The sequence below is a fragment of the Streptomyces sp. NPDC058678 genome (genome assembly GCF_042714835.1).
Taxonomy (GTDB): domain Bacteria; phylum Actinomycetota; class Actinomycetes; order Streptomycetales; family Streptomycetaceae; genus Streptomyces.
This window is the reverse complement of the sequence record NZ_JBHXSG010000044.1, coordinates 67903-92502: the sequence shown is the minus strand read 5'-3', so window position 1 is coordinate 92502 and position 24600 is coordinate 67903. Positions and strand designations below refer to the sequence as shown.

The 24600-nt window shown below is 71.2% G+C and carries 21 protein-coding genes; 12 read left to right on the top strand and 9 right to left on the bottom strand.

The genetic code is table 11. From position 1 onward, the window contains the following. Nucleotides 1–200: 200 nt before the first annotated feature. From ACFWWR_RS32780 to ACFWWR_RS32770, 3 genes are all read right to left on the bottom strand, one after another. Nucleotides 201–2777 carry a cellulosome protein gene (locus tag ACFWWR_RS32780; RefSeq protein ID WP_384307044.1) on the bottom strand — a complete coding sequence of 859 codons (2577 nt, stop codon included), beginning with the start codon at nucleotides 2775–2777 and terminating at the stop codon, nucleotides 201–203. 129 nt (nucleotides 2778–2906) lie between these two features. Continuing rightward, nucleotides 2907–3446, bottom strand: coding sequence for a MarR family winged helix-turn-helix transcriptional regulator (locus ACFWWR_RS32775; protein ID WP_383870140.1), 540 nt, complete (start codon nucleotides 3444–3446; stop codon nucleotides 2907–2909). Next, nucleotides 3443–5128: an FUSC family protein gene (locus tag ACFWWR_RS32770; protein WP_383870143.1), complete on the bottom strand. Its 1686-nt coding sequence runs from the start codon at nucleotides 5126–5128 to the stop codon at nucleotides 3443–3445. Before ACFWWR_RS32770 ends, ACFWWR_RS32775 begins: the two co-directional genes overlap by 4 nt. Nucleotides 5129–5319: 191 nt before the next feature. On the opposite strand from ACFWWR_RS32770, the gene ACFWWR_RS32765 reads away from it, so the two are divergent. The 5 genes from ACFWWR_RS32765 to ACFWWR_RS32745 all read left to right on the top strand — a co-directional run bounded on the left by ACFWWR_RS32765 (nucleotide 5320) and on the right by ACFWWR_RS32745 (nucleotide 9865). Continuing rightward, on the top strand, nucleotides 5320–5856 hold the full coding sequence (locus ACFWWR_RS32765) for a DUF5134 domain-containing protein (RefSeq protein ID WP_383870145.1): 537 nt from the start codon (nucleotides 5320–5322) through the stop codon (nucleotides 5854–5856). A gap of 122 nt (nucleotides 5857–5978) precedes the next feature. Continuing rightward, nucleotides 5979–6914, top strand: a complete 936-nt coding sequence (locus ACFWWR_RS32760; protein WP_384307042.1) for a M56 family metallopeptidase — start codon at nucleotides 5979–5981, stop codon at nucleotides 6912–6914. 68 nt (nucleotides 6915–6982) lie between these two features. Continuing rightward, on the top strand, nucleotides 6983–7654 hold the full coding sequence (locus ACFWWR_RS32755) for a phosphatase PAP2 family protein (protein ID WP_383870151.1): 672 nt from the start codon (nucleotides 6983–6985) through the stop codon (nucleotides 7652–7654). 633 nt (nucleotides 7655–8287) lie between these two features. Next, complete coding sequence (locus ACFWWR_RS32750) at nucleotides 8288–8980, top strand: HAD family hydrolase (protein WP_384307040.1); 693 nt, start codon at nucleotides 8288–8290, stop codon at nucleotides 8978–8980. A 183-nt stretch (nucleotides 8981–9163) separates the two neighbouring features. Then, the gene (locus ACFWWR_RS32745; protein WP_383870157.1) at nucleotides 9164–9865 is read left to right on the top strand and encodes a TetR/AcrR family transcriptional regulator; all 702 of its coding nucleotides are present in this window, start codon (nucleotides 9164–9166) and stop codon (nucleotides 9863–9865) included. Here ACFWWR_RS32745 and ACFWWR_RS32740 read toward each other — a convergent pair. Continuing rightward, nucleotides 9853–11355 (bottom strand): LVIVD repeat-containing protein, encoded by a 1503-nt coding sequence (locus tag ACFWWR_RS32740; protein ID WP_383870159.1) that lies wholly within the window; start codon nucleotides 11353–11355, stop codon nucleotides 9853–9855. The genes ACFWWR_RS32745 and ACFWWR_RS32740 overlap by 13 nt on opposite strands. 192 nt (nucleotides 11356–11547) lie before the next feature. On the opposite strand from ACFWWR_RS32740, the gene ACFWWR_RS32735 reads away from it, so the two are divergent. Further along, nucleotides 11548–12201 (top strand): DUF305 domain-containing protein, encoded by a 654-nt coding sequence (locus ACFWWR_RS32735; protein ID WP_383870162.1) that lies wholly within the window; start codon nucleotides 11548–11550, stop codon nucleotides 12199–12201. 61 nt (nucleotides 12202–12262) lie between these two features. On the opposite strand, the gene ACFWWR_RS32730 is transcribed toward ACFWWR_RS32735, so the two are convergent. After that, a complete protein-coding gene (locus tag ACFWWR_RS32730) occupies nucleotides 12263–12721 on the bottom strand; it encodes a DUF6214 family protein (RefSeq protein WP_383870164.1) in 459 nt (152 codons plus the stop codon). Nucleotides 12722–12930: 209 nt separating this feature from the next. On the opposite strand from ACFWWR_RS32730, the gene ACFWWR_RS32725 reads away from it, so the two are divergent. Together ACFWWR_RS32725 and ACFWWR_RS32720 are read left to right on the top strand one after the other, a co-directional pair. Beyond that, entirely contained in the window at nucleotides 12931–14277 is a 1347-nt protein-coding gene (locus tag ACFWWR_RS32725) for an FAD-dependent oxidoreductase (protein ID WP_384307038.1), read from the top strand. Between the two features lie 128 nt (nucleotides 14278–14405). Further along, nucleotides 14406–15791, top strand: a complete 1386-nt coding sequence (locus tag ACFWWR_RS32720) for a nucleobase:cation symporter-2 family protein (RefSeq protein ID WP_383870170.1) — start codon at nucleotides 14406–14408, stop codon at nucleotides 15789–15791. Here the strand turns inward: ACFWWR_RS32720 and ACFWWR_RS32715 are convergent. Beyond that, nucleotides 15714–16064: an ArsR/SmtB family transcription factor gene (locus ACFWWR_RS32715; RefSeq protein ID WP_383870173.1), complete on the bottom strand. Its 351-nt coding sequence runs from the start codon at nucleotides 16062–16064 to the stop codon at nucleotides 15714–15716. The genes ACFWWR_RS32720 and ACFWWR_RS32715 overlap by 78 nt on opposite strands. A 121-nt stretch (nucleotides 16065–16185) precedes the next feature. Between ACFWWR_RS32715 and ACFWWR_RS32710 the strand changes: the two genes are divergently transcribed. Beyond that, nucleotides 16186–17265, top strand: a complete 1080-nt coding sequence (locus ACFWWR_RS32710) for an NADH:flavin oxidoreductase/NADH oxidase (RefSeq protein ID WP_383870175.1) — start codon at nucleotides 16186–16188, stop codon at nucleotides 17263–17265. Between the two features lie 99 nt (nucleotides 17266–17364). On the opposite strand, the gene ACFWWR_RS32705 is transcribed toward ACFWWR_RS32710, so the two are convergent. Then, nucleotides 17365–18642: a PHB depolymerase family esterase gene (locus tag ACFWWR_RS32705; protein WP_383870329.1), complete on the bottom strand. Its 1278-nt coding sequence runs from the start codon at nucleotides 18640–18642 to the stop codon at nucleotides 17365–17367. A gap of 118 nt (nucleotides 18643–18760) precedes the next feature. Continuing rightward, nucleotides 18761–19858 (bottom strand): non-reducing end alpha-L-arabinofuranosidase family hydrolase, encoded by a 1098-nt coding sequence (locus tag ACFWWR_RS32700; RefSeq protein ID WP_383870178.1) that lies wholly within the window; start codon nucleotides 19856–19858, stop codon nucleotides 18761–18763. Between the two features lie 295 nt (nucleotides 19859–20153). Between ACFWWR_RS32700 and ACFWWR_RS32695 the strand changes: the two genes are divergently transcribed. After that, nucleotides 20154–21131 (top strand): polysaccharide lyase family 1 protein, encoded by a 978-nt coding sequence (locus ACFWWR_RS32695; protein WP_383870181.1) that lies wholly within the window; start codon nucleotides 20154–20156, stop codon nucleotides 21129–21131. 32 nt (nucleotides 21132–21163) lie between these two features. Continuing rightward, nucleotides 21164–21967, top strand: coding sequence for a pectate lyase (locus ACFWWR_RS32690; RefSeq protein ID WP_384307035.1), 804 nt, complete (start codon nucleotides 21164–21166; stop codon nucleotides 21965–21967). 66 nt (nucleotides 21968–22033) lie between these two features. Here ACFWWR_RS32690 and ACFWWR_RS32685 read toward each other — a convergent pair whose 3' ends face one another. Further along, entirely contained in the window at nucleotides 22034–22795 is a 762-nt protein-coding gene (locus ACFWWR_RS32685) for a PaaX family transcriptional regulator C-terminal domain-containing protein (protein ID WP_384307033.1), read from the bottom strand. A 73-nt stretch (nucleotides 22796–22868) separates the two neighbouring features. Between ACFWWR_RS32685 and ACFWWR_RS32680 the strand changes: the two genes are divergently transcribed. Then, nucleotides 22869–24524, top strand: coding sequence for an acyl-CoA dehydrogenase family protein (locus ACFWWR_RS32680; RefSeq protein ID WP_383870190.1), 1656 nt, complete (start codon nucleotides 22869–22871; stop codon nucleotides 24522–24524). Nucleotides 24525–24600: the final 76 nt, after the last annotated feature.

The window sequence follows — 24600 nt, the reverse complement described above, 5'->3', positions numbered from 1 at the left end:
AAGTCGCAGGAAATCCGCGGCGCCTCATCGACGCAGGTGAGCGGGGCCTGGTGCGTCGAGCTGCAAGGCGGAGGAGAGCGTCGACGCGATGGGGGCCCCCGCTCGAGCGAAGTCGAGAGTGGAGGAGTCGGCAACCGACGACAACGCCGCAGATCGGCGTGCCAGGCCCCGCGTCTGCGGCATGATCCGCCGGACAGGCCCTAGTACAGCGGTGTCACCGTGACCTGGTCGATGACGGGTGCGTAGGCGGAGCGCTGACCGTAGGGGTTGCGTGACTCGCCCCCGAAGTCGGGGAGTTCGTCGGCGCTGACGGTGACCGTGTTGGTGCCCTGGTCCAGGGTGACGGGGACCGAGAGGTTCCAGAAGTTGTTGAAGTGGAAGGTGGTGGGGAACAGGACGCGGCGCGGGGCGGCTCCGTTGACGGAGAGGTCCGCGTGGCGGCAGACCGGGTCGGGGTTGTAGTGCGTGGCGGGCGCCTGCTCGCCGTTGGCGTAGCGGAACGTCAGCGCGTGGCGGCCGGCGCGGTCCGCCGTCACCGTGAGGGTGAGCGCGTTGCCGGGGCCGCCGCCGATGCCGTCCACCGCCTTGCCGCCGGTGGCGTACGAGTAGCCCGTCACCTTCGCGGTGCCGGTCAGGGCGCCCTCCTCGGCAGGGTGGGCCGTGGTCGGCAGCAGGCCGCGGGACGGGCCGACGCGCAGGCGGTCCACGACCAGGCGCTCCGAAGTCCCGGTGACGGTGACCTTGTTGACGCCCCCGGAAAGGAAGAGTGGTACGGCGCCCCGCTCGACGCGGCCGATGTCCTCGCCGTTGACCGTGAGCAGGCCCTCCCCGGAGCCGAGGACGTCGACGCTCACGCTCGCCTCGCCGTCGTCGACCGCGTGCACCCAGAAGGTGACGGTCCCCCCGCGCGGGAGTACGGCGGCGCCGGGGCCCGAGGCCCCGCGGTGCGTATGGCTGACGAGTGCTCCGCCGCCGAGGGACGCGTACTCGGCCTCGTACAGGGCGGTGCCGTCGTCGTCGCGCAGGATCAGGTCCAGTTTGTCGACGACCGCGTCGCCTCTGGTGACGCCGAGGTCGGCGTCCCGCGCGGCGAGGGTGATGCGGTGCCTGCCGGCGGTCAGCTCCACCCGGGTGTCGGTGTGGCCCCATACCGCCCACTTGTAGCCGAGCGGCAGCCGCAGTTCGCGCGGGGCCCTGCCGTCCACGCGCAGGAAGACGTTGGTGGGGCCGTGTTCGCGCACCAGGTCGGCCTGGTTGTGGGAGTTGGCGAACACACTGACGTCGTACGTCCCGTCCTGCGGGACCTCGACGTCGAAGGCGAGCACGCCGTCGGAACCGGTGCGCAGACCGCCCACGTGGTAGCCGCCGGAGGTGGCGAACCTGTCGACGTCGGACGGGGATCCCTCGGGTCCGTTCTTCGAGTAGCCGCTGCCCGTGTAGGTCGCGTCCTCGGCCTCGTAGGTGCGCCGCCATCGGATCGAGGGCGGCAGGGGCGCGGCCCCGTTGCCGCCGGGCGAGAGGACGGCCTGGTAGGCGGACATCGCGTCGAGGTCGGTCACCGGCAGGGTCACCCGCCCGGCCACGACGGGCAGTTCCTCGTCGCGCAACCGCAACGGCTGGGCACTGGCACCGACTTGCCCGGTCCAGGGGATCTCCTGGAGCCGCACGTGCACGGCCGTGCCGAAGACGTCCGGGTCGACGCCCTCGAAGACGACGTCGGCCGCGCCGTCCGCCCCGCCGAAGAGCACGCGGGCCTGGCGCTTGTCCCTGTCCAGCGTGGCGACGCCCTGGAGGGTGTACTGCACGTTGGGGTGCGGGGCGGCGACCCGGACGGTGTTGCCGGTCAGCTGCCCGTAGGCGTTGAACAGCCACCACTGGCCGTTGGCCTTGTTCGCCTCCACCGCCGAGTCGTTGAGGTTGCCGGCGATGTTCCAGTAGGCCAGGTCGGCGTCGACCTTGGACTCCTCGATCGCGGAGATCCACTGCACCATCTGGCCGGGGACGGAGACGTGGTAGTTGTGGGCGTACTCGTTGAGGTTGACGGGCAGCGGCCCGATCCCCGACTCCCGCTCCATCTCACGGTACTTGGCGACGTTGGTGCGGACCTCGGCCGGTGACGACAGTTCGTGCCAGGTGATCACGTCGGGCAGCACGTCGTGCGCCTTGGCGAACGACAGGAATCCTCTGACCTCGGGGTACAGGACGCAGGTGTTGGGGCCGGCGATGCGGGCGTCGGGGTGAAGGCCCTTGATGAGGTGGTACGTCTCCTTCCAGGCGGCGAAGTAGTGCCGCGGGTCGGTGCGCCAGGAGACCCCGTCGTAGCTCCACTCCCCCTCGCCGAACATGTTGCCCTCGGGTTCGTTGAACGGGACGTACACAACGTGGGACCTGTCCGGGCCGAGGGTCAGGACGTGCTCCACCTGACGGCGGACGATCTCCAGGAAGCCGGCCAGCCGTTCCTCGCCGTCGGCGCCGGGCCACTCGTACGGAAAGCCGCGATAGAAGTCGGGCAGGTAGACGTACACGTCCTCGCCGCCCGCCGCGACGAAGGGCGGCAGGATCTCCAGGGCGTCACCGCCGGGGTGCTGGATGCCGTCCTGGGCCTTGGTGGTGACCGTACGGAGGTACATGCCCTCGATGAGGGTGCGGCTGGGCACGCCGTCGCCGTACAGGCCGTAGAGGGTTCCGCACGCGCCGCCGTGGAAGGGGCCGGTCTCGGTGCCGAGGTCCACGGTGAGCGTCTCGGGGGTGGTGTGCTCGGCGGTCACGGCGCCCATCCTTCGTTCGACATGTCGTACGCCGATCGATGCTGCGAACCGGCCTGGTCGAAGGTAGGGAGCAGGCGACGGTCACGTCAATGGGCGCGCGCACCTCGGAATCGCCCGGGACCGGCGCGTCGGACGAGGTCAGGGACGCAGTGCCCCGGCGAGCCCTTCCAGTCGGCCCAGCAACCCGGAGAGCAGGACGGCCAGTTCGTCCCGCTCGGCCGGATCCAGGCCGGACAGCACGGTGGTCTCGTAGGCGAGTTGCTCGGGCAGGATCCCGTCGACCAGGTCGCGACCGGCGTCGGTGAGGCGGAGGTGGGCCACACGGCGGTCGCGGCTGTCGCCGCGGCGCTCGACCAGGCCGCGTTCGGTCAGTGCCTTGAGGCGCTTGGTGACGGCGGCGCCGGAGGAGAACGTCTCGCGGGCCAGTTCACCGGGGGTGAGCTCGTGTCCGGTGCGGCGCAGCGCGCCGAGCAGGTCGAACTCGGCGCGGCTCAGGCCCGCCCGCCGCAGCGGGGCGTCCTCGGCCTGCTGGAGGAGCGCGGCGCAGCGGTTGACGCGGCCGATGATCTCCATCGGGCCGGTGTCCAGGTCGGGGTGCACGGTCTGCCACTGCCGGACCACCGCGGCGACGGTGTCGCTCCTCACTCCGGGGGCGCCTGCTCCGTTGCTCGCCGTCATGGCCGTACGTCCTCCGTCGCCTGGTCGGTATGACGGTCCGGGCCCAGGTGCAGTCCCTGGCGCCGTACCGCCGCCGCGAGCGTACGGTGTCCGGACTGCTCGGCGAGCACGACCCTCTCGTGGGGCAGGGCCCGCTGCCACCATTCGCCGGACGCGGCCTCGACGGTGACGCGCAGGTCGACCAGGGCGGCGGCGAGGGCGCGGCGGGCGGATTCCAGCGTTCCGGGCGCGGGCCGCGGCTCCTTCAGGAGACGAGCGGCTTGCTCACGGGAGCGCTCCACGGCGGTCAGCGCGCGCTCGACGCCGGTGCCCGCGCGCCGGTTGGTGACGGCGACGGCCGCCACGAAGCCGACCAGGGCGCCTACGACGGTGTCGACGATCCGCTCGGTGATGAGTCGGCCGGGCTGCTGGTAGCCGGCGAACTCGGTGATGAGCAGGGCCATCGGGGTCACGCAGACGCTGCCGAGCCAGTAGTTGCGGCTGATCAGGGCCTCGGCGCCGAAGTTGAAGGCGACGCAGCACAGGACCAGCGCCGCAGGGCCGAGGTGGGCCAGCGGGGCCACGGCGGCGAAGAGGAGGACACCGACGAGGTTGCCGACGACCCGCTGGACGCCCCGGCTCCAGGTGAGGGTGAGGTTGGCCTGGTAGAGGGAGGCGGCGGTGACCAGGGCCCAGTACGGGCGGCCGACACCGAGGACGAGGGAGGCGTAGCCGGCGAGGGCGCAGCCGAGGGCGGTGCGCACGGCCAGCGGGGTCAGCGGTCCGAGCCGGCTCCACCACGGGCGGGCCGGGGAGGCGAGTTCGGCGTCCACGCCGAGGAGTTCGTCGGCCTCGGCGGGCAGTTGCTCGGTCTGCGGGACCGCTCCGGTGCCGCGCAGGGCACGGGCCCAGGTCCGCAGCGGCTCGGGGTCCGTGTCCGCGGGGGCGGCGAGTGCGACCTCGGCACGCACGACGAGCCGTTCGAGGGCGCGTCGGGGCCCGGTGGTGGCTCCGGCGGACAACAGCGACTGCCAGGCGGCCTGCACGGCCGCGGCCGCCGCGGCGCGGGCCTTGGCGTGCCCGTCGCCGGTGCCGTGCGTGGCGGCGTACGCGGCCGCCGTGTTCAGCGCGTGTGCGGTGGCGCGGCGCTCCGGGCCGTGCGGGCGCAGCAGGCCGGGCGCCATCCCGATGAGCCAGGCCCAGACGCCCGCCGCGGCGGACAGCGCGAGGTGTGCCGGGATCTGCCCGAGGGTTTGGGGGGTGAACAGGGCGGCGGAGCTGATGAAGGTGAGCACCACATTGCCCGGCGGTCCGACACGGGTGGCGTCGCACAGCACCTTCTGTACGGCGGCCAGGGCGGCGCCGACGGCCACCAGGACGACGGCGCTGGTGGTGATGGAGGCCGCGAGCAGGGCGACGGCGAGGCCGCTGATCATGCCGAGGACCACCCATGCAAGGGCCCGGGCCCGGGCGGCGTAGGGGCGGTTGTGCGCATAGAGCGCGCACAGGGATCCGGCCATCGTGTACATCGCGAGGTCGAGCCGGTCGAGGGCCAGCAGGAGCAGGTTGGGCGGGGCGACCGCGACGACCACGCTCAGGGCGGGCTTGAACCAGATGTCGGAGGGCCGGCCCAGTCGCAGCACGCCGGCGAGCGGGAGGCGCCGGACGGACGGAGCTGCGAAAATGGGTGTCGGACGGCTCATGAGCACAAGCTTAACAGGTGTTTTACCTGTAAAAGGTATCCGCTCACGTACTGTGCTCCGCCGAATGCTCCCCGTGTACATCCTTGCGCTCGCGTGCGCGCCGCATGACGAGGGCATCCCTTGACCGACCGTCGAGCACCGGCCGTCAGGCACCAACCGTCAGGCACCGACCGTCAAGCGTGGAGGTGGGCGTGCACGGACCTGCTTCGCCCGGCTGGCTGCTCGTGGCACTGTGTGCGGCGACCGGGGCGTACTGCCTGCTGCGGATGCGCAGCACCGTGGAGGCGCAGCGCCGGTCCGCGGGCGGCGAGGCGCTGATGGGCTTCGGCATGGCGGCGATGGCCGTGCCCGCCGCGGTGTTCACACCCCCGTCGTGGGCCTGGCCCGCCTACGCGGTCGTGTTCGGCGCGGCGGCGCTGCGCGCCCTGTTGGCCGCCCGGGCGGGCGCCCACCACCTGCACCACCTCGTCGGGTCCTCGGCCATGGCCTACATGGCGGCGGTCATGGCCGCCTCCCCCGGCCACCACGCCGGATCCGGCGGCGGGATCCCCCTGCTGACGGGGGCGCTGCTCCTCTACTTCACCGGGTACGTGCTGCTGTCCGGCCTGCGCCTGGTGCCCGTCACCGCCGGTGGCGGCACCGCGGGGTGGGGCGACCGGCCGGAGCTGACGCGGGCGTGCCGGCTGTCGATGGGGATCGGGATGGTCGCGATGCTGCTGACGCTCTGACGCTGGGCCTGAGCGCTCCGCCACCGGTCGCGCGGAACCCAACCCCGTACGCGACCGTTGACTGCGTCACTTCCCGTGGCAGGCCGTACCTTTGCGTGCCCGGCGCTCATAGGCTGCCCCCCATGATGCTCCCCGCGGCACTGTTGCTGCTCGGCGCCCTGACCGCCGTCGTCGCGCCCCGGCTGCTGGCCCGGGCCGACTGGGCGGACCGCGAACCGGTGCTCGCCCTGTGGGCGTGGCAGTGCGCGGTGGCGGCCGTACTGCTGTGCTGCGCGCTGTCGATGACGCTCAGCGCGGCGACCGCCTGGCAGGCGGTGGGCGGCCACGTGTTCGCCCCGGCACCGCACGTCGTCGTGGAGGCGTACATGCTCGGCACGGCCGAGCCGTGGGCCGCGGCGCTGGCGGTGGCGCTGGCGTGCGGCGGGGTGTGGAGCGCGGCGATGCTGGTCCGGGAAGTCGTCCGGGCGCGTGCGCGCCGTCGGCTGCGCCGGGCCGAACTCCTGGTGCGCGCCCCGCTCTTGCCCGGCGAGGAGGCCGCCGGCAGCCGGCTCGTGATCCTCGAGGGCGAGCGGCCCGACGCCTGGTGGCTGCCGAGCGCGGCACCCCGGCTCGTCATCACCACGGCCGCGCTGCGCCGCCTGAAGGGCCGCCAGCTGGACGCGCTCGTCGCCCACGAGGAGGGTCACGCGCAGGCCCGGCACGACTGGCTGCTGCACTGCTCGGCCGCGCTGGCCGCCGGGTTCCCGCAGGTGCGGGTCTTCGCCGCGTTCCGGGACGAGATGCACCGGCTGGTGGAGCTGGCCGCCGACGACATGGCCTCCCGCCGCTTCGGCCGGCTGACCACCGCCCTCGCCCTGGTCGGACTGAACGAGGACCGGGGCGTGTTCGGCCCGTGCCCGACCCCGCAGGCCCACGTGCCACAGCGGGTCCACCGGCTGCTCACACCCCCGGACCGGCTCACCGCGGCACGCCGGCTGCGGCTGACGGCGACTGCCGCGCTGGTGCCGCTCGTGCCGGTGCTGGTGACCTTCGTGCCGGGGTTGCGGGCCCTCGGCTAGCGCCCGCTCCAGAGGTTCGTCCGCCCCGGGATTGGCTTCCCGGCCCGCGGTTCGGCGAGGATCGCAGCATGCACACTCCGCCCGTCGACTCCCCGCCCCGCCCGTCGGCGCATCGCAGCGCCGCACGCGCAGCGGGCATCCTCGCGCTGTGCTCCGCGCTGCTGATCGCTCTGGTCGCCGCGGACTGGCATCCCCTGTTCACGCTGGACGGCGACATCTCCCGCACCACCCACCGCTGGGCCGTGGACGACCCCGACGTCACCCAGGCCTCCCGCATCCTCACGGACTGGGTCTGGGACCCCTGGACGATGCGCATCCTGTGCGCGGTCGTGGTGGTGTGGCTGGTGTGGCGGCGTTCCGCCTGGTGGACGGCCGGGTGGCTGGCGGTGACCTGCGCGCTGGGCTCGCTGGTCCAGCAGTCCCTGAAGGCCGCGGTCGGGCGCCCGCGGCCGGTCTGGCCCGACCCCGTCGACTCCGCGCACTACGCCGCCTTCCCCTCCGGCCACGCCATGACCGCCACGGTCGTGTGCGGCCTCCTTCTGTGGCTGCTGCACCGCCACGGCGCCGCCCGCGTCCTGTGGCGTACGGCCGTGACGGTGGCCGTGATCTCCGTCGTCGGCGTGGGACTGACCCGCGTCTGGCTGGGCGTGCACTGGCCCTCGGACGTGGTGGGCGGCTGGCTGCTGGGCGCGATGCTGGTGGCCCTGGCGGTCGCGGTCCACCAGCGGCAACGCCCGTGAACCCGCCCGGCCGCAGCTACCGCTGCCACTGTGCCGGGGCGTGACGGGCGCCTTCGTCCCGGTCACCGTCGTGGACGAAGACCCCGGCCCCCCGGCCCCGACCGACCCGCCCGCTTGAACGCGCGGTCCATCGGCCCGTCCGAGCCGAGGTCGACGGTACGGCCGGACACCAGAGCCGGGTCGTCCGCTCCGCCGACGAACTCGCCGCCTGGCTGTCCGAGCGCGGGACGGACACGAGCGTGGCACCCTTCACCTTCACCTTCACCTTCACCTTCGCCCTCGACGGCCTGCTGCGGCCCGTGCCCGGCAGAAGCGAACACGGGGCAGCGCGGGCGGCGGCGATGTGCCGGCCGCGGACTGGATCGGGTTCCACCGCGGCGTCGGATCCTGGACGGTCCACGAGGTCACCAACCGGTCCACCGGCTACTGCCCGGACCTCGGCACGTGGCACGCCGCCGCTCGTGCCCTGGACCTCGCGGGCATCGGCCACCCCGGCCGCTTCACGCACGAGGTCGGGTTCGGGCGGTGCCGCGGCGCCGGGAGTGCTCCGTGGTACGCGAGGGCGACTTCGTCTGCGTGTTCGGCGGCAGCGCTCTTCCTTCGGCGTGGCACGTCGCCCCTTAAGATCACCCCATGGCCGCCGTGTTGTTCGACTTCTCCGGAACGCTCTTCCGTATCGAGTCCGCCGAGTCCTGGCTGCGAGCCGTCCTGGCCGAGACCGAACTCTCCCTCGACGAACCGACGTTCCTCCAGAAGGCGCAGGCCCTCGAAAGGGTCGGCGCGCTGCCCGGCGGGACCCATCCCGTCGAAGCGGTCCCCGACGGGCTCGCCCACCTCTGGGAAAGCCGCGACAAGAGCGCCGAGCTGCACCGGGCCGCGTACACCGGCGTCGCCCGCCAAGTACCGCTGCCCGACCCCGCGTTGTACGACGCGCTGTACGACCGGCACATGACCCCGGCCGCCTGGTCGCCGTACGCCGACGCCGCCGAGGTGCTGCGGGCGCTGCGCGAGCGCGGGATCGGCGTCGGTGTGGTCAGCAACATCGGCTGGGATCTGCGGCCGGTGTTCCGCGAGCACGGCCTCGACTCCTGCGTCGACGCGTACGTCCTGTCGTACGAACACGGCATCCAGAAGCCGGACCCCCGGCTGTTCGCCACCGCCTGCGCCGCACTCGGCGTCGAACCGCAGGACACCCTCATGGTCGGCGACGACCGGCGGGCGGACGGCGGCGCGGCGGCCCTGGGCTGCGGGGTGCACTTCGTGGACCACCTGCCGGTGACCGAACGGCCGGACGGGCTGCGGCCGGTGCTGGATCTGGTGGGCTGACCTCGGCACCCGGGTGCGGGCCCCCTGGAAGTCGCCTGGGGCCACCATCGGGGAATGCTCGACCGTCCTGGACGATCCCCCGCGTCGCCCAGGACGGCGGCAACCCGACCAGGCCCTTTCGGGGGCCGGACCGGACGCGATGAGTATAGTTGGCTGATAGCCAGTCAACGCAGGAGTTACAGCATGTCCCCGCGCAGCGCCTCGGTCAATGAAGAGTTGCGCCGGCGTTCCCGGGAGCGGCTTCTGCAGGCGGCGGTCGAACTGGTCGGCGAGCGCGGGTACGAGGCGACCACACTCGGCGACATCGCGGACAGAGCCGGTTCGGCGCGCGGTCTGGTGTCGTACTACTTCCCCGGCAAGCGCAGACTCGTGCAGTCCGCCGTGCACCGGCTGATGCACCGCACGCTGGAGGAGGCGTTGGAGCGCGAGCCGCGCACCGAGGACGGACGGGAGCGGATGGCGCGGGCCATCGACGCGATCCTGGGGCTGGCGCGGGATCACCCGGTGCTGATGCGCCAGCACATGGCCGGGATCCTGCAGGCCGAGGGCTTCGTGCAGTGCCCGGAGCAGCAGCGCCTGTCCCAGCTGCTGCGGGACACCGTCGCCCGCCACGGCTCCGACGACGTCGACACGGACTACGCCATGCTGCGCGCCCTGCTGATGGGCGCGGTGTTCGCGGCCCTGGTGCCGGGGGCGCCGATGTCCGTGCCGGTGCTGCGGGCCGAGTTGTTCAAGCGGTACCGGCTGGAGCGGGAGTCGGGGCTCCCGCCGGACACCGAGCCGGCGTCCGGCGGGACGTGCGACAGGGATCTGTCACGGTTCTTCGCCACCGGGGCCGCACCGGAGTGCGGCCCCGAGACCCGTACGACGACTCAGTCGAAGTAGTCCGGCTGCGTCTGGACGTTGAGTTCGCCGAGGCGAACCCGCTTCGCCGGGTCGGTGCGCCGGTCGTTGAGCTTCAGCACGTCGAAGCCCTTGGCGATGTCGTTCGAGTAGATGTAGCCGTTGTAGTAGTACGCCGACCAGGAACCGGCCGTCGTGAGCCGCTCGGTGTTGACCGGGCCGCGCTCGAAGTAGGCGATCTCCTTCGGGCGGGCGGAGTCGGTGAAGTCCCAGACGGAGACGCCGCCCTGGTACCAGGCCTGGACCATGATGTCCTTGCCCTTGACCGGGATGATCGAGCCGTTGTGGGCCACGCAGACCTCGACGGCCGCCTGGTGGCGGGCGATCTTGAAGTAGCTGCGGAAGACGAGCTTGCGGGAGTCCCCCTTGCCCACGATGTCGTAGACGCCGTCGGCACCCTTGTTCGGGCCGATCTCCGCGTTGCAGGTGGCCGCGCCGCCGCCGCCCAGCTCGTCGGTGAAGACGACCTTGTCGGCCTTCTGGTTGAAGGTCGCCGAGTGCCAGAACGCGAAGTTCACGTTGTCCTGCACCCGGTCGATGACCTTCGGGTTCTCCGGGTCCTTGATGGAGAAGAGGATGCCGTCGCCCATGCAGGCGCCCGCGGCCAGGTCCTTCGAGGGCAGCACGGTGATGTCGTGGCAGCCGGTGGTCTTGGAGACGCCCGGGTTGGTGGGCGCACCGGGGTTGCCGCCGCCGTCCGGGCCCTCACCGGGGAAGAGCACCGGGAAGCCCACGACCGCCGCCTTCTCGGGGGCCTTGCGCGGCACCTTGATGACGGAGATTCCGTCGTGCGGCGGTTGGCAGTCCGGGTAGGTGGCGTTCGGCGAGTACGAGGAGACGTAGACGTAGACGTTCTTCCGCTCGGGCACCAGCGTGTGGGTGTGCGAGCCGCAGGCGGTCTCGACGGCGGCGACGTACTTCGGGTTCGCCTTGTCGCTGATGTCGAAGACCTTCATGCCCTCCCACGACGACTTCTCGGTCGCGGGCTGCGTGGTGCTGTTGCAACTGCTGTCGCTGCGCGAGGAGTCGGTCGACAGGAAGAGCAGGTCGCCGGAGACGGAGATGTCGTTCTGCGAGCCCGGGCACAGCACCTGGGAGACGGTCTTGGGCGCCTTCGGGTTGCTGATGTCGAAGATGCGGAAGCCGTCGTAGTTGCCGGAGAAGGCGTACTTGCCCTGGAAGGCCAGGTCCGAATTGGTGCCCGGCAGCACGTCCTTGGGGATGTTGACAAGGTGTTGGATGTTGTCCGAGTGGACGATCTCGTCCTGGCCCGGTATCTCGCCGTCGGCCATCGCCGCGCGGACCTCGGCCTTGTCGCTCTTGGACACCTCCTCGCTCGCGGCCGGAGCGTCCCCGGGGTCGGGGGTCGCGGCCGCCGGACCGGCCGTCAGCAGCGCCGCCAGGAGACCCACCGCTGTGGCGGCAACTCCCAGGCGTCTGTGACGCGTTCGGGCTTCTTTCAACAGGATCACTGTTTCCTCCCTAGTGCCGTTCGTGGGGGAACGGTTCATGCACCACCGAAGTATCGTCTTCACCATGCACATATCAACAGGGGGCAACGAACACGTAATGAAGGTTTTTGATCAGTCACACGCCCAAGCGTGCTAGGACGGTCTTCGACACTCACGAGGTGTCCCCCGCCCCGCCTGCCACAGGAGGTCGTTGTGCCCTTCCGTCGTCCCTACCGCGCACCCTTCGCCGCGGCCTCGCTGGCTGCCCTGGCCGTGCTCGGCCTCGGGGGCTGCGACTCCGGGTCGGATGCGAAGTCGGCCTCGGCGACCGGCCCTTCGGTGCTCGTGCCCGGCAAGCCCGGGGAGGCGAACCGGACGATGTCCGCCGAGGACGCGGCGCAGCAGCGCACCGACGACGACTCCCCCAACTCGGCCGACATCGCCTACGCGCGGATGATGATCGAGCACCACGCCCAGGCCCTGGAGATGACCGAACTGGCCCCGGACCGCGCCGAGTCGTCGAAGCTCGAGAAACTCGCCGAACGGATCGCCGCCGCCCAGGGACCGGAGATCGAGAGCATGCGGGCCTGGCTGTCCGAGCACGGCGAGGACGAGAAGGGGGACGGCCACGCGCACGCCTCGATGCCCGGCATGGCGAACGAGGCCCAGTTGAAGAAGCTGCGCGCGGCGAAGGGCGAGGCGTTCGACGAGCTCTTCCTCACCCTGATGATCACGCATCACGAGGGCGCGATCACCATGGCCACGGACGTGAAGGGACAGGGCAACAACATCCGGATCGAGGAGATGGCCGACGAGGTGGTGGCTCAGCAGACCAGCGAGATCACGCGGATGCGGGACATGCAGTGACCCTCCGGGCGGGTTACCGCCCGACCTGCTTGTTCACCGGCACACCGCCCAACGGGGCGGCTCAGCGCCGTGCGTGACGTGGCGTGAGATATCCAGCGTCCCGCGCCTGAGCGATCAGCCGCAGCGACTTGCGGCGGCTGTGCCCGGTCGCGCCCATCACCGCGAGCACCGGGTCGACGCCCTCTTCCTGGGCCGCCCGGTACTCCTGCGCGACGAGCCACCGTCCCTCGATACCGCGCGGCCAGCCGGGGCGGGCGCGGCGAGACCCGGCCGCCTCGGGTTCGGGCTCGGGTCCGACTCCCGAGACCTCGGCGAGCGGGTCCTCGATCCAGTCCGCGAGCACGGCCAGGTCGTCGAGGGACAGGGCCGGCTGGGCCCGGACGTCCTCCAGGGAGACGCGCCCCTCGGACACCACGGCGAGCGCGTCCACCCGGGCGCCGTCGCCGAACTCCAGCCGGACGTCGAACCACGCCGTCGCCACAGCGCCCTCCCGCACTTCCCACGCGGGCCAGACGGACACGGTGCCGTCCGTCGGACACCGATCAGAAAGATTAAGAAAGGATGCTTCTAGCACACACGCAACGTAACCGCATGATCACATTCCATCCGAACGGACACGCGTGCTCGTCCGGCGCACAGCACCCTGTCAGCGGAGCGGCGGCGGTGCGATGCTGGAGGTGACAGCGATCTCCCGTCGACCCCCCGGGTCCCTGGGTGAGGAGTTCCGCCGTGCTGCATGTGGCCGTCGTCGGCTCGGGACCGAGCGGGTGCTACACCGCCCAGAGCCTTGTCCAACTGGACCCCGAAGTGCGCGTCGACGTCCTGGACCGGCTGCCGTGCCCGTACGGCCTGGTGCGGTACGGCGTGGCGCCGGACCACGAGAAGATCAAGTCGCTGCAGAACAATCTGCGCGCGGTCCTGGAGCACGAGCGGGTGCGCTTCCTGGGCGGTGTCCCGGTCGGTCCTGGTGGCGTGCCGGCCACCCGACTGCGGGAGCTGTACCACGCCGTCGTGTACTGCGTGGGCGCCGCGACCGACCGGCACCTCGGGATCCCCGGTGAGGACCTGCCGGGCAGCTGGTCGGCGACGGAGTTCGTGTCCTGGTACAGCGCGCACCCCGACTCCGCCGCCGACGGTTTCGTGATCGGTGCCCGCTCGGCGGTGGTCATCGGCGTGGGGAACGTCGCCGTGGACGTCACACGGATGCTGGCCCGGGGCCTCGCGGAACTGAGCCCCACCGACATGCCGCAGGCGGCCCTCACCGCACTGGCCGCCAGTCAGGTGACGGAGGTCCACATGGTGGGGCGGCGCGGCCCTTCCCAGGCCCGCTTCACCACCAAGGAGCTGCGCGAGCTGGGCGCCCTGCCGGGCACCGAGGTCGTGGTCGACCCGACGGAGTTGGCCCTGGACCCGGCCTACGTCGACCCGTCCGGGCTGCCCGCGGCGCAGCGTCGCAACGTGGACGCGCTGCGCGGCTGGGCGGAGAGTCCGGCGCCGGAGCCCGCGCCCCACCGGATCCGGCTGCGGTTCTTTCTGCGGCCCGTCGAACTCCTCGCCGACTCCGGGCGCGTGGGCGCGGTGCGGTTCGAGCGGACGGCGCCGGACGGTCGCGGCGGGGTGACGGGGACGGGCGTGTTCGAGGAGATCGAGGCCCAGTTGGTGCTGCGTTCGGTGGGCTATCGCGGGGTCCCGCTGGAGGGGCTGCCGTTCGACACGGCGAGCGGCACGGTGCCCAATCTCGCCGGACGGGTGCTGCGCGAGGACGCGGTCGCGCCGGGCGAGTACGTGGCGGGCTGGATCAAGCGGGGCCCGACGGGCGTCATCGGCACCAACCGTCCGTGCGCCAAGGAGACGGTGACGTCACTGCTGGAGGACGCCCCCGTACTCGTACACAAAGACCTCCCCGACGATCCGCTCGCGGCACTGCGCGCCGACGGGATCCGTCCCGTCCAGTGGGCGGGCTGGCAGGCGATCGAGCGGGCCGAGGCCGAGCTCGGGGCGTCTCTCGGGCGGGGCGTGGTGAAGCTGCCGGACTGGGAGTCCCTGCTGATGGCGGCGCGGTCGGCCGCTTCTTAGCGGCTTCGCGGACAACTGGGTGGGCATGACACACATCGGCAACGACACCGAAATCAACAAACTGTTCAAGCCCCTTACGGTCTCGTGCTGTTCGCATGTTCCCAGCTATCCGCCGCTCTGGAGTGCCCATGGCAACGACCGCGCCCCCGCATCCCGTCGACGAGGTCCCACCCGTGCGGCAGCTTGCCGCCTTCGGTCTCCAGCACGTGCTCGCGATGTACGCGGGCGCGGTGGCCGTGCCGCTGATCGTCGGCGGCGCGATGAGGCTGTCGGCCGCGGACCTGGCGTATCTGATCACCGCCGACCTGCTGGTGTGCGGGATCGCCACGCTGATCCAGTGCGTCGGCTTCTGGCGGTTCGGTGTGCGGCTGCCGATCATGCAGGGCTGTACGTTCGCGGCCGTGTCGCCGATGGTGCTCATCGGTACGACGGGCGGCGGACTGCCCGCGATCTACGGCTCGGTGATCGTCGCGGGGCTCGCGATCGTGCTGCTCGCGCCGGTCTTCGGCAGGCTGCTGCGGTTCTTCCCGCCGCTCGTCACAGGCACGGTCATCCTGGTCATCGGCATCTCGCTGCTGCCGGTCGCGGGCAACTGGGTGGCGGGCGGCGTCGGCGCGGAGGACTTCGGGGAGCCGAAGAACATCGCTCTGGCCGCCTTCGTGCTTGCGGTGGTGCTGGGCGTGCAGCGGTTCGCGCCGGAGTTCCTGAGCCGGATCGCGGTGCTGATCGGCATCGCCGTGGGCCTGGCCGTCGCCGTTCCCTTCGGCTTCACCGACTTCGACGGGGTCGGGAACGCCGACTGGGTCGGCATCAGCACGCCGTTCCACTTCGGAGCGCCCACCTTCGAGGCGTCGGCGATCATCTCGATGCTGGTGGTCGCACTGGTGACGATGACCGAGACGACCGGTGACCTGATCGCGGTCGGCGAGATGACCGACCGCAAGGTGGACTCGCGCTCCCTGTCCGACGGCCTGCGCGCCGACGGCCTCTCCACCGTCCTGGGCGGCGTCTTCAACACCTTCCCGTACACGGCGTACGCGCAGAACGTCGGCCTGGTCGGCATGACCCGGGTCCGCAGTCGCTGGGTCGTCGCCGTCGCGGGCGGCATCCTCGTGCTGCTCGGCCTGCTGCCCAAGCTGGGCGCGGTGGTGGCGGCCGTCCCGGCGCCGGTTCTCGGCGGTGCGGGCCTGGTGATGTTCGGGACGGTCGCGGCGAGCGGCCTCAGGACGCTGGCCCAGGTGGACTTCAAGGGCAACCACAACCTGACCGTGGTGGCCGTCTCGGTCGCCATGGGCGTGCTGCCGGTCGGCGTGCCGACGATCTACGAGAAGTTTCCGGACTGGTTCCAGACGGTCATGACCAGCGGCATCAGCGCGGGCTGTCTGACGGCGATCGTCCTGAACCTGCTCTTCAACCACCTGCCGGCGAGGGCGGGATCATCCTCCGACGCGGACGGCCTGCCGGGCGGCGGCATCGAGGAGGGTGTCGAGAAGTCCCGGGAAGAGGTCGTCTAGGTCGTCCCGGCGCAGGCCGTTCATCTTGGCCGTGCCCCGGTAGATCTGCCGGATCACGCCCGCGTCCCGCAGCACCCGGAAGTGGTGCGTGGTCGTGGACTTGGTGACGGGCAGATCGAAGTGCGAGCAGGAGAGCTCGTCGCCGACGGCGGCGAGCTCTCGCACGATCCGCAGCCGCATCGGGTCCGACAGCGCGTGCAGCACGGATTCCAGCCGGATCTCCTCGCGCGCCGGATGCGGAAGGTCACGGCTGCTGACGGCGGGGGAGGTCACGGCTGCTCCACGGGCTCGGGGTGCCCCATTGTACGAGAGGTCTCGTAGTTTGACATCTCCCGTACTACGATGCCTATCGTACGAGTCGTCCATCGGCCCGCGACGATCGGAGCAGCTCCCCATGAGCGCCCTCTTCCAGCCCCTCAGCCTGCGTGACGTGACCGTCCCGAACCGGGTGTGGATGCCCCCGATGTGCCAGTACTCGGCGGCACCGGACGGGCCGGGCGCCGGCGCACCCGACGACTGGCACTTCGCGCACTACGCGGCCCGCGCGGCCGGCGGCACGGGTCTGATCGTCGTCGAGGCCACCGCCGTCAGCCCCGAGGGCCGCATCTCCCCGTACGACCTCGGCATCTGGAACGACACCCAGGTCGAGGCGTTCCGCCGGATCACCCGCTTCCTGGTGTCCCAGGGCACGGTCCCGGCCATCCAGCTCGCGCACGCGGGCCGCAAGGCCTCGACCGACCGGCCCTGGACGGGCGGCGCGCCGCTCGGGCCGGACGCGCACGGATGGCGGCCGCTGGCACCGAGCCCGCTGGCGTTCGACGAGAACCACCCGGTGCCGACCGAGCTGACGGCCGACCACATCCGGGCGGTCGTCGGCCAGTTCGCGGACGCCGCCCGTCGCGCCCTCGCCGCCGGCTTCGAGATCGCCGAGATCCACGGCGCCCACGGCTATCTGATCGGCAACTTCCTCTCCCCGCACTCCAACCACCGCACCGACGCCTACGGCGGCTCGTACGAGAACCGCACCCGCTTCGCCCTCGAGGTCGTCGACGCGGTACGGGAGGTGTGGCCGGACGACAAGCCGCTCTTCTTCCGCGTCTCGGCGACGGACTGGCTGGAGGAGGGCGGCTGGACGCCGGACGACACCGTCCGCTTCGCCCGCGAGCTCCAGGCCCACGGCATCGACCTGCTCGACGTCTCCTCCGGCGGCAACGCCTCCGGCGTCCGCATCCCGACCGGCCCCGGCTACCAGGTGCCCTTCGCCGCCCGCGTCAAGGCCGAGACGTCCCTCCCGGTCGCCGCGGTCGGTCTCATCACCGACGTCGAACAGGCCGAGAAGATCCTGGCCAACGAGGAGGCCGACGCCGTGCTCCTGGGGCGCGAGCTGCTGCGCAGCCCCTCGTGGGCCAGGCAGGCGGCGCGGGAACTGGGCGGGGACGTGCACGTGCCGGACCAGTACCACCGGTCTGTCTGAGCCCCGCCGGCCCGGTGCAGGGGGCGTGCCGTACCGACACCAGCGCCACCGCACGGCCGGCCGGGGTGGCGCTCCCCGGCCGGCCGTGCGGCCCGGACGTCACCCCGTGCAGGCCGTCCCGTTGAGCGTGAACGCACCCGGAGCCGCGCTGTTCCCGGTGTGGTTCGCCTGATAGCCGAGGGTGACGCTCGCGTTCGGGGCGAGCGTGCCGTTGTACGAGGCGTTCGTCGCCGTCACCGCCCCGGAGGACGGCGCGTACGTGGCGCCCCAGCCGTTGGTGATGGTCTGGCCGGCCGGGAGCGTGAAGCCGAGTGTCCAGCCGTTGATCGCGGTCGTGCTGGTGTTGGTGATGGTGACCGAAGCGGTGAGACCCGTGTTCCAGGCGTTGGTGGAGGCCGTCACCTTGCAGGCGCCGGGCTGGGGTTGGGGCGCCGGCCCCGAGCTGTCCAGGCCGAAGAAGGTGAGGGCGCGGGCCGCCATGCCGGTGACGTAGAGGTTGTGGCCGATGCCCTGGAGGCTGATCGCCTCGACCGGGGCACGGTCACCGGTGGCGCCGTAGCGGGTGCGGATCCAGCCGGAGACGGGTGTGTCGGTGGCGGCCGGGGTCTGGCTGACGCCCAGGACGTTCGTCCACTGCTTGATCTCCTCCCCGAAGTTGGGATAGCGCAGCACGTCGTCCTCGGTGCCGTGCCAGACCTGCATGCGCGGCCGGGGCCCGGTGTAGCCGGGGTAGGCGGCGCGGACCAGGTCGCCCCACTCCTGCGGGGTGTGGGTCACCGTGCCGCCCGAGCAGGCGCTGTTCCACTCGGAGCCGTCGGTGGTGGCGAAGCAGCCGAACGGCACGCCGGAGAAGGCGGCGCCCGCCGAGAAGACGTCGGGGTAGTCCCCCAGCAGGACGTTCGTCATCATCGCGCCGGACGAGATGCCGGTGGCGAAGACCCTGCTCGTGTCGGCGGAGTAGGTGCGGGTGACCCAGTCGACCATCGACTTGATGCCGACCGGGTCGCTGCCGCCGCCCCGCTTCAGCGCCTGGGGTGAGGAGACGTCGAAGCACTTGCTGGCGCGGGTGACCGAGGGGTAGACCACGACGAATCCGTAGCGGTCGGCCAGCGAGGCCCACTCGGTGCCGGAGTACATGGCGGGCCCGGAGCCGGTGCAGTAGTGCACGGCGACCACGACCGCGGGGTTCGCGGTGACGCTGTCCGGCACGTACAGGTACATCTGGAGGTTGCTGGGGTTGGTGCCGAAGTTCGTGACTTCGGTGAGCGTCGCGGTGGGGGCCGCGGCAGCCCGTTCGGGGCGGGCCGAGGCCGTCGGCGCGGCGAGGAAGGTGGCCGCGAGCAACGGCACCAGTGCCGCGAGCAGCGTCACGAGCACCGAACGCGGGGATCTTCTCCGGGGGTTGCGGGGGTTGCGGGGGGTGTGGGGCACGTCCTTGTCCCTTTCTGGTCGCGGCTCTGGGGACGTGGTACGGCGTTCCGTTGGCTGTGGCCGTTCAGCAGGTGGCGTTCGTCTGGGTCAGCAGGGCCAGCCTCCACGGCAGTTGCGAGTAGTCACCGCTCGCCGCCGGGTCCATGCCCTGGTAGAGGAACCGCAGCCGGCACGGGTCGATCGTGAGCGTCTGGTCGACGCCGTCCCGGATCAGCTCGCCGTGGCTGAAGTCCTTGGTCCAGGCCGGCTGCCCGGCCTCGAAGGTCACGTTGTTCGCGCGGATGAAGGCGTTGGCCTCGGTGTCCGCGAGCGGGGTCCAGGTGCCGCCCAGGCTGTCGGCCGTCCAGGCCCGGAAGTAGCGCCGCCAGTCGGACTTGGTGGCGAGTGCCTCGACGAGCATGAGGTACTTGCCGCTCTCGCCTAGACGGTAGACGTTGCTCGCTTCGAACAGGTCGAAGCGGTTGGGTTCGGCCAGCACGATCTCGGTGTCGCGGAACCCGTTCGGGAACTCGGCGCGCGTGGTCCGGGAGCGGTACTGGTGCCCGTTGTCGTCGGAGAAGAACAGATAGCAGTCGGCGTTGTCGCAGATCGTCCAGAAGTCCAGCCAGAACCCGTCGCCCTTGTTCTCCGTGAGCACGGGGGGCTCGCTGTCGAAGAAGTAGCGCGGGGCGCTCCAACTCTCCGGCTTGGAGGGGTCGGTGGTGGTGGAGTAGGACGGCGGACCCGTCTGGTAGACCATGTACCAGAGCTTCTGCGGGGCGAAGTAGAACACCTGGGGCGCTGCGGCGTACCTGTTGCCGATGTTCGGGTTGGTGTCCAGGAAGGTCTGCGGTGCGGCCGCCGCCTCGGACCAGTTCTTGAAGCTGCTGTAGGCCAGGCTCCAACGGCCGGCGGTGTCGGCGGTGGTCGCGTAGACGTGCCAGCGGTTCTTGTAGCGGAAGACCGTCGGGTCCTTCACCGAGACGATCGGGTGACCGGCGTCCGGCTTGGGAGCGATCAGCGGACCGGTCGAGGACCAGGTGAAGGAGCCGGGCAGCGCGGCCGGCCGACCGGCCCCCAAGTCACCGGCGGCGGCCGGGCCGGGCGACAGGGCCGCCAAACCGACGGCCAGTAAAGCGAGCACAAGCCCGCTGATGTACGTACGCATACGTGGAGTCGTCATCGACCGGCCTCTCACGGAAGGAAGGCACCCGCCGAGCATCGTGGCATGCACATGCCTGCCATGGAAGCGCTCCCACGCAACGAAAGAATTCGCTCGCGCCGCCCACCAGGATGGCCGAAGGTGTTCTGCGCAAAGCGTTGACTAGAAAGCGCTTGCCCCCTACGTTCCGTTCAGCAGTGTGACCGACACGGACCACCCCACGCCTAGACGGCCACGCTGCACGCGCGCGGCGATCAACATGACGCACAACAGTCACGTACATGAACCGTCAAGCACCGTGAAGGGACGCACCCGCATGCGTACTCTCCCCCCACGTACACACGCGCAAAGATCGGCATCAGCGGTCGGCGCGGTCGCTCTCGCGACAGTCGCCGTGCTGGCCTTCCCCCAGTCGGCCGGAGCCGCCGAGAGCTCGCCGATCGGGTTCGGCGCCGGGACGACCGGCGGCGGCAGCGCCACAGCGGTCACCGTCTCGTCACTGTCCGCCTTCAAGACGGCGGTCACCGGCAGCTCGGCCAAGGTCGTCAAGGTCAACGGCCTGATCTCCCTGAGCGGCCAGGTCGACGTCGGCTCCAACACCACGGTGGTGGGCGTCGGTTCGGCCTCCGGGTTCACCGGGGGCGGCCTGCGGCTGAAGAACGTCAGCAACGTCGTCATCCGCAACCTGAACATCAGCAAGCCGCTCGCGCCGGCCGACGGCATCGAGGTGCAGAGGTCGACGAAGGTGTGGATCGACCACAACTCCTTCTCGGCCGACCGGGACCACGACAAGGACCACTACGACGGGCTGTTGGACATCAACCACGGTTCCGACAACGTCACGGTGTCCTGGAACACCTTCAAGGACCACTTCAAGGGCTCGCTCGTCGGTCACAGCGACAACAACGCGAGCGAGGACACCGGGCACCTGAAGGTGACGTACCACCACAACCATTTCAACAACGTCAACTCGCGCATCCCGAGCCTGCGCTTCGGTACCGGTCACTTCTACGACAACTACGTCGTCGGCGCCGAGACCGCCGTGCACTCCCGTATGGGCGCTCAGATGCTCGTCGAGAACAACGTCTTCCGTTCGACGCAGGTCGCGGTCACCACGAACCGCAGCAGTGACGTCGACGGATTCGCCAACCTGCGTGGCAACGACCTGGGTGGAGCCGCCACCGAGGTCTCGCGGGTCGGCACCTTCACCACCGCTCCGTACAGCTACACCGCCGAGCCCGCCTCCTCCGTCGTCGCCTCGGTGACGAGCGGCGCGGGCACCGGAAAGCTCTGACCACCCCCCAACACGGAAGAAGGATTCGGGACATGACTTCTTCGGCTCCTCCGCGCGCCCACGGGCGTGCGGTGACCGGCTCGCTGGCCGCACTCACTCTCTCGGTTGGCATGATCATGACACTCAACGCCCCACAGGCGGCTGCCGCCACCTGGCCCAGCGCCAACGGCAGCCAGGCCGTCTCCGCCACCATCGCGCTGTCCGGCACCAAGGACTACGGGATGAAGCGTCTCTACGGCACCGGTGCCCTGGGCAGCGACAACCAGGACGAGGACCAGGGCCCGATCCTGGAGCTGGCGGCCGGCACGGTCCTCAAGAACGTCATCATCGGCGCCCCCGCGGCCGACGGCATCCACTGCAAGGGCAGCTGCACGCTGCAGAACGTCTGGTGGGAGGACGTCGGCGAGGACGCGGCGACGTTCCGTGGCTCCTCGTCGTCCAACGTGTACACCGTCTCCGGCGGTGGCGCGAGGGCGGCCAGCGACAAGGTGTTCCAGTTCAACGGCGCCGGGACGCTGAACGTCTCCAACTTCGCGGTGCAGAACTTCGGCACCTTCATCCGCTCGTGCGGCAACTGCTCGACGCAGTACAAGCGGACGATCAACCTCAACACCATCGAGGCGACCTACTCGGGAAGCAAGCTCGTCGGCATCAACACGAACTACGGCGACAGCGCGACCCTGAGGGGCATCACGATCGTCGGGGACAGCGGCAAGAAGATCGTCCCGTGCCAGAAGTACATCGGGAACAACACGGGCAAGGAGCCGACCACCAACGGCAGCGGCCCCGACGGCACCTACTGCAAGTACGCGTCCTCCGACATCACCTACAAGTAATCCCCCCACGGTAGGTGAGGCGGCCGTCCGAAGCGTCCCCGCACGGCGCTTCGTACGGCCGCCCTGTCATGCGCCGAGACCGCGCTGCGGCACCGTGTCCGCCAGCTCTGCCTGGTAGCCCGTGTACGCGGTGCGCAGGTCCGTTCCCGGCCAGTCCTCGGGCAGCAGTCCGGGGGGCAGGACGGGGTCGGCCAGCAGATGACGTACGACGGCCGCGAAGGCGGTGAGCCGGTCGGCGGGCCGGTCCGGGCGGGCCACATGGGTGACGTGGTGCAGCAGCGCCCGGGCCGTCGCCGCCCAGCCGTCGAGGGGCCACAGGCTCGCCGCCAGCTCCGGCGCGGGCCGGTCGGGACGGGCCCTGTACTGCTGGGCCACCCCGTCGAGGTCGTCCGGGAGCGGCCTGATCAGATTGGCCGGCCGGAGCCAGACGCCCTCGCGGAGTTCGGCGAGCCTGAGGGCGGCCAAGCGGGCTCGCAGGTCGGCGCGCTCGGCGGGCCCCCGGCCGGTCGCGGTGATCACGACCATCTCCCAGTCGCCGTCCCACGCGCGCGTGCGGGGGTGTACGGCGTCGTCCTGACGGCGTTGCCGCGCGAGCAGCCGGTCGCTGAGGCGGTGAACGGAGTCCGTCCGCCGCAGGTCACCGGCGGCCACCATCCGGCTGAGCGCGGCCCGCAGCGTGGAGCCGCCGACACCGAACGGCTCCACCGCGCGGACCAGGTCCTTGACGGGGAGCTCCGGCGGATGCGCGCCCAGCAGCAGGCTCAGCACGACCGACCGGGCGGACAGCGGCCGCAGGTCGACACCACTGAGCTGCACGTTCCTTCGCATGGTCACGTACTGTACGAGCCTCCTCTCATGTTGCATCATTGCTACGACCGCAGCGAGAGTGCAACATGACCGTATGGTCTCGACACCCGCGCACGAACGGTCCACGACGCACGACGTCACCAACCAGCCCCCTCCCCTGGCCCCCTATGACGCGTCCGAGGACACGGCGCTCCTCGAAGGGCTTCGCCGGGAGGGCGCCGGTTGGGCCGAGGAGGGCATCCGGCGGCTCGGCCTCACAGCCGGCAGCGCGCAGGCCCAGGAGTGGGCCGAACTGGCCAACCGCCATGAACCCGAGCTGCGGACCCACGACCGGTACGGCAACCGGGTCGACGAGGTCGAGTTCCATCCCGGCTGGCACCACCTGATGCGGGTCGCGGTCGGCGAGGGGCTGGCGGGCGCGCCCTGGGCGGACGACCGGCCCGGAGCCCATGTCGCCCGTACCGCGGGCGGGTTGGTGTGGGGACACACCGACGCGGGCCACGGCTGCCCGACCTCGATGACGTACGCGGCGATCCCCGCGCTGCGCAGGCAGCCGGAGCTCGCGAAGGTCTACGAGCCGCTGCTCACCGGCCGCGAGTACGACCCCGAGCTCAAGGTGCCGACCGAGAAGCGCGGTCTGCTGGCGGGCATGGGGATGACGGAGAAGCAGGGCGGCTCCGACGTCCGCACCAACACGACGGCGGCCACGCCCACCGCCGAACCGGGCGTGTACACGCTGCGCGGGCACAAGTGGTTCACGTCGGCGCCGATGTGCGACCTCTTCGTGGTGCTGGCGCAGGCCCCGGACGGACTGTCGTGCTTTCTCGTGCCGCGGGTGCTGCCCGACGGCAGCCGCAACACGTTCCGCATCCAGCGGCTGAAGGACAAGCTGGGCAACCGGTCCAACGCCTCCTCCGAGCCCGAGTTCGACGGGACGGTCGCCTGGCTGGTCGGTCCCGAAGGGCAGGGCGTCAAGACGATCATCGAGATGGTCAACTGCACCCGGCTGGACTGCGTGATGATGTCGGCGACGCTGATGCGCAAGACGCTCGTCGAGGCAGGCCACCATGTGCGCCACCGCAGCGCGTTCGGCGCGCCCCTCCTCGATCAGCCGCTGATGCGCAACGTCCTGGCCGACCTCGCCCTGGAGTCGGAGGCGGCGACGACGCTGAGCCTGCGGCTGGCGGGTGCGGCCGACCGGGCGGTGCGCGGGGACGCCGACGAGGCGGCGTTCCGCCGGATCGCGACCGCCGTGGGCAAGTACTGGGTCACCAAGCGGGGCCCGGCCTTCACCGCGGAGGCCCTGGAGTGCCTCGGCGGCAACGGGTACGTCGAGGAGTCGGGCATGCCCCGCCACTACCGCGAGGCCCCCCTCCTTTCGATCTGGGAGGGCTCGGGGAACGTCAACGCCCTGGACGTACTGAGGGCGTTGCGGCGCCAGTCCGGCAGCGCCCAGGCCCTCTTCACCGAACTCGCCCTGGCCCAGGGCGCGGACGCCCGCCTGGACGCGGCCGTGACACGGCTGAAGGGGCAGGTGGCACAGACCTCCGAGGCCGGTGCGCGACGGCTGGTGGAGCTGATGGCCCTGACCCTGCAAGCCTCGCTCCTGGTGCGGCACGCTCCGCCCGCCGTCGCCGACGCCTTCTGCGCCAGCCGGCTCGGAGGCGACTGGGGTCACGCCTTCGGCACGCTTGCCGACGCCGCCGACCTGGACACGGTTCTCGCCCGGGCACTGCCCGACGGCGCCTGAAACTCGGCCCGAAGGGGCCTTCTCGGCCGGTTCGCACACAGTAACCCCGCGATTCCGCTTCGTTGTCAGTGCCGTG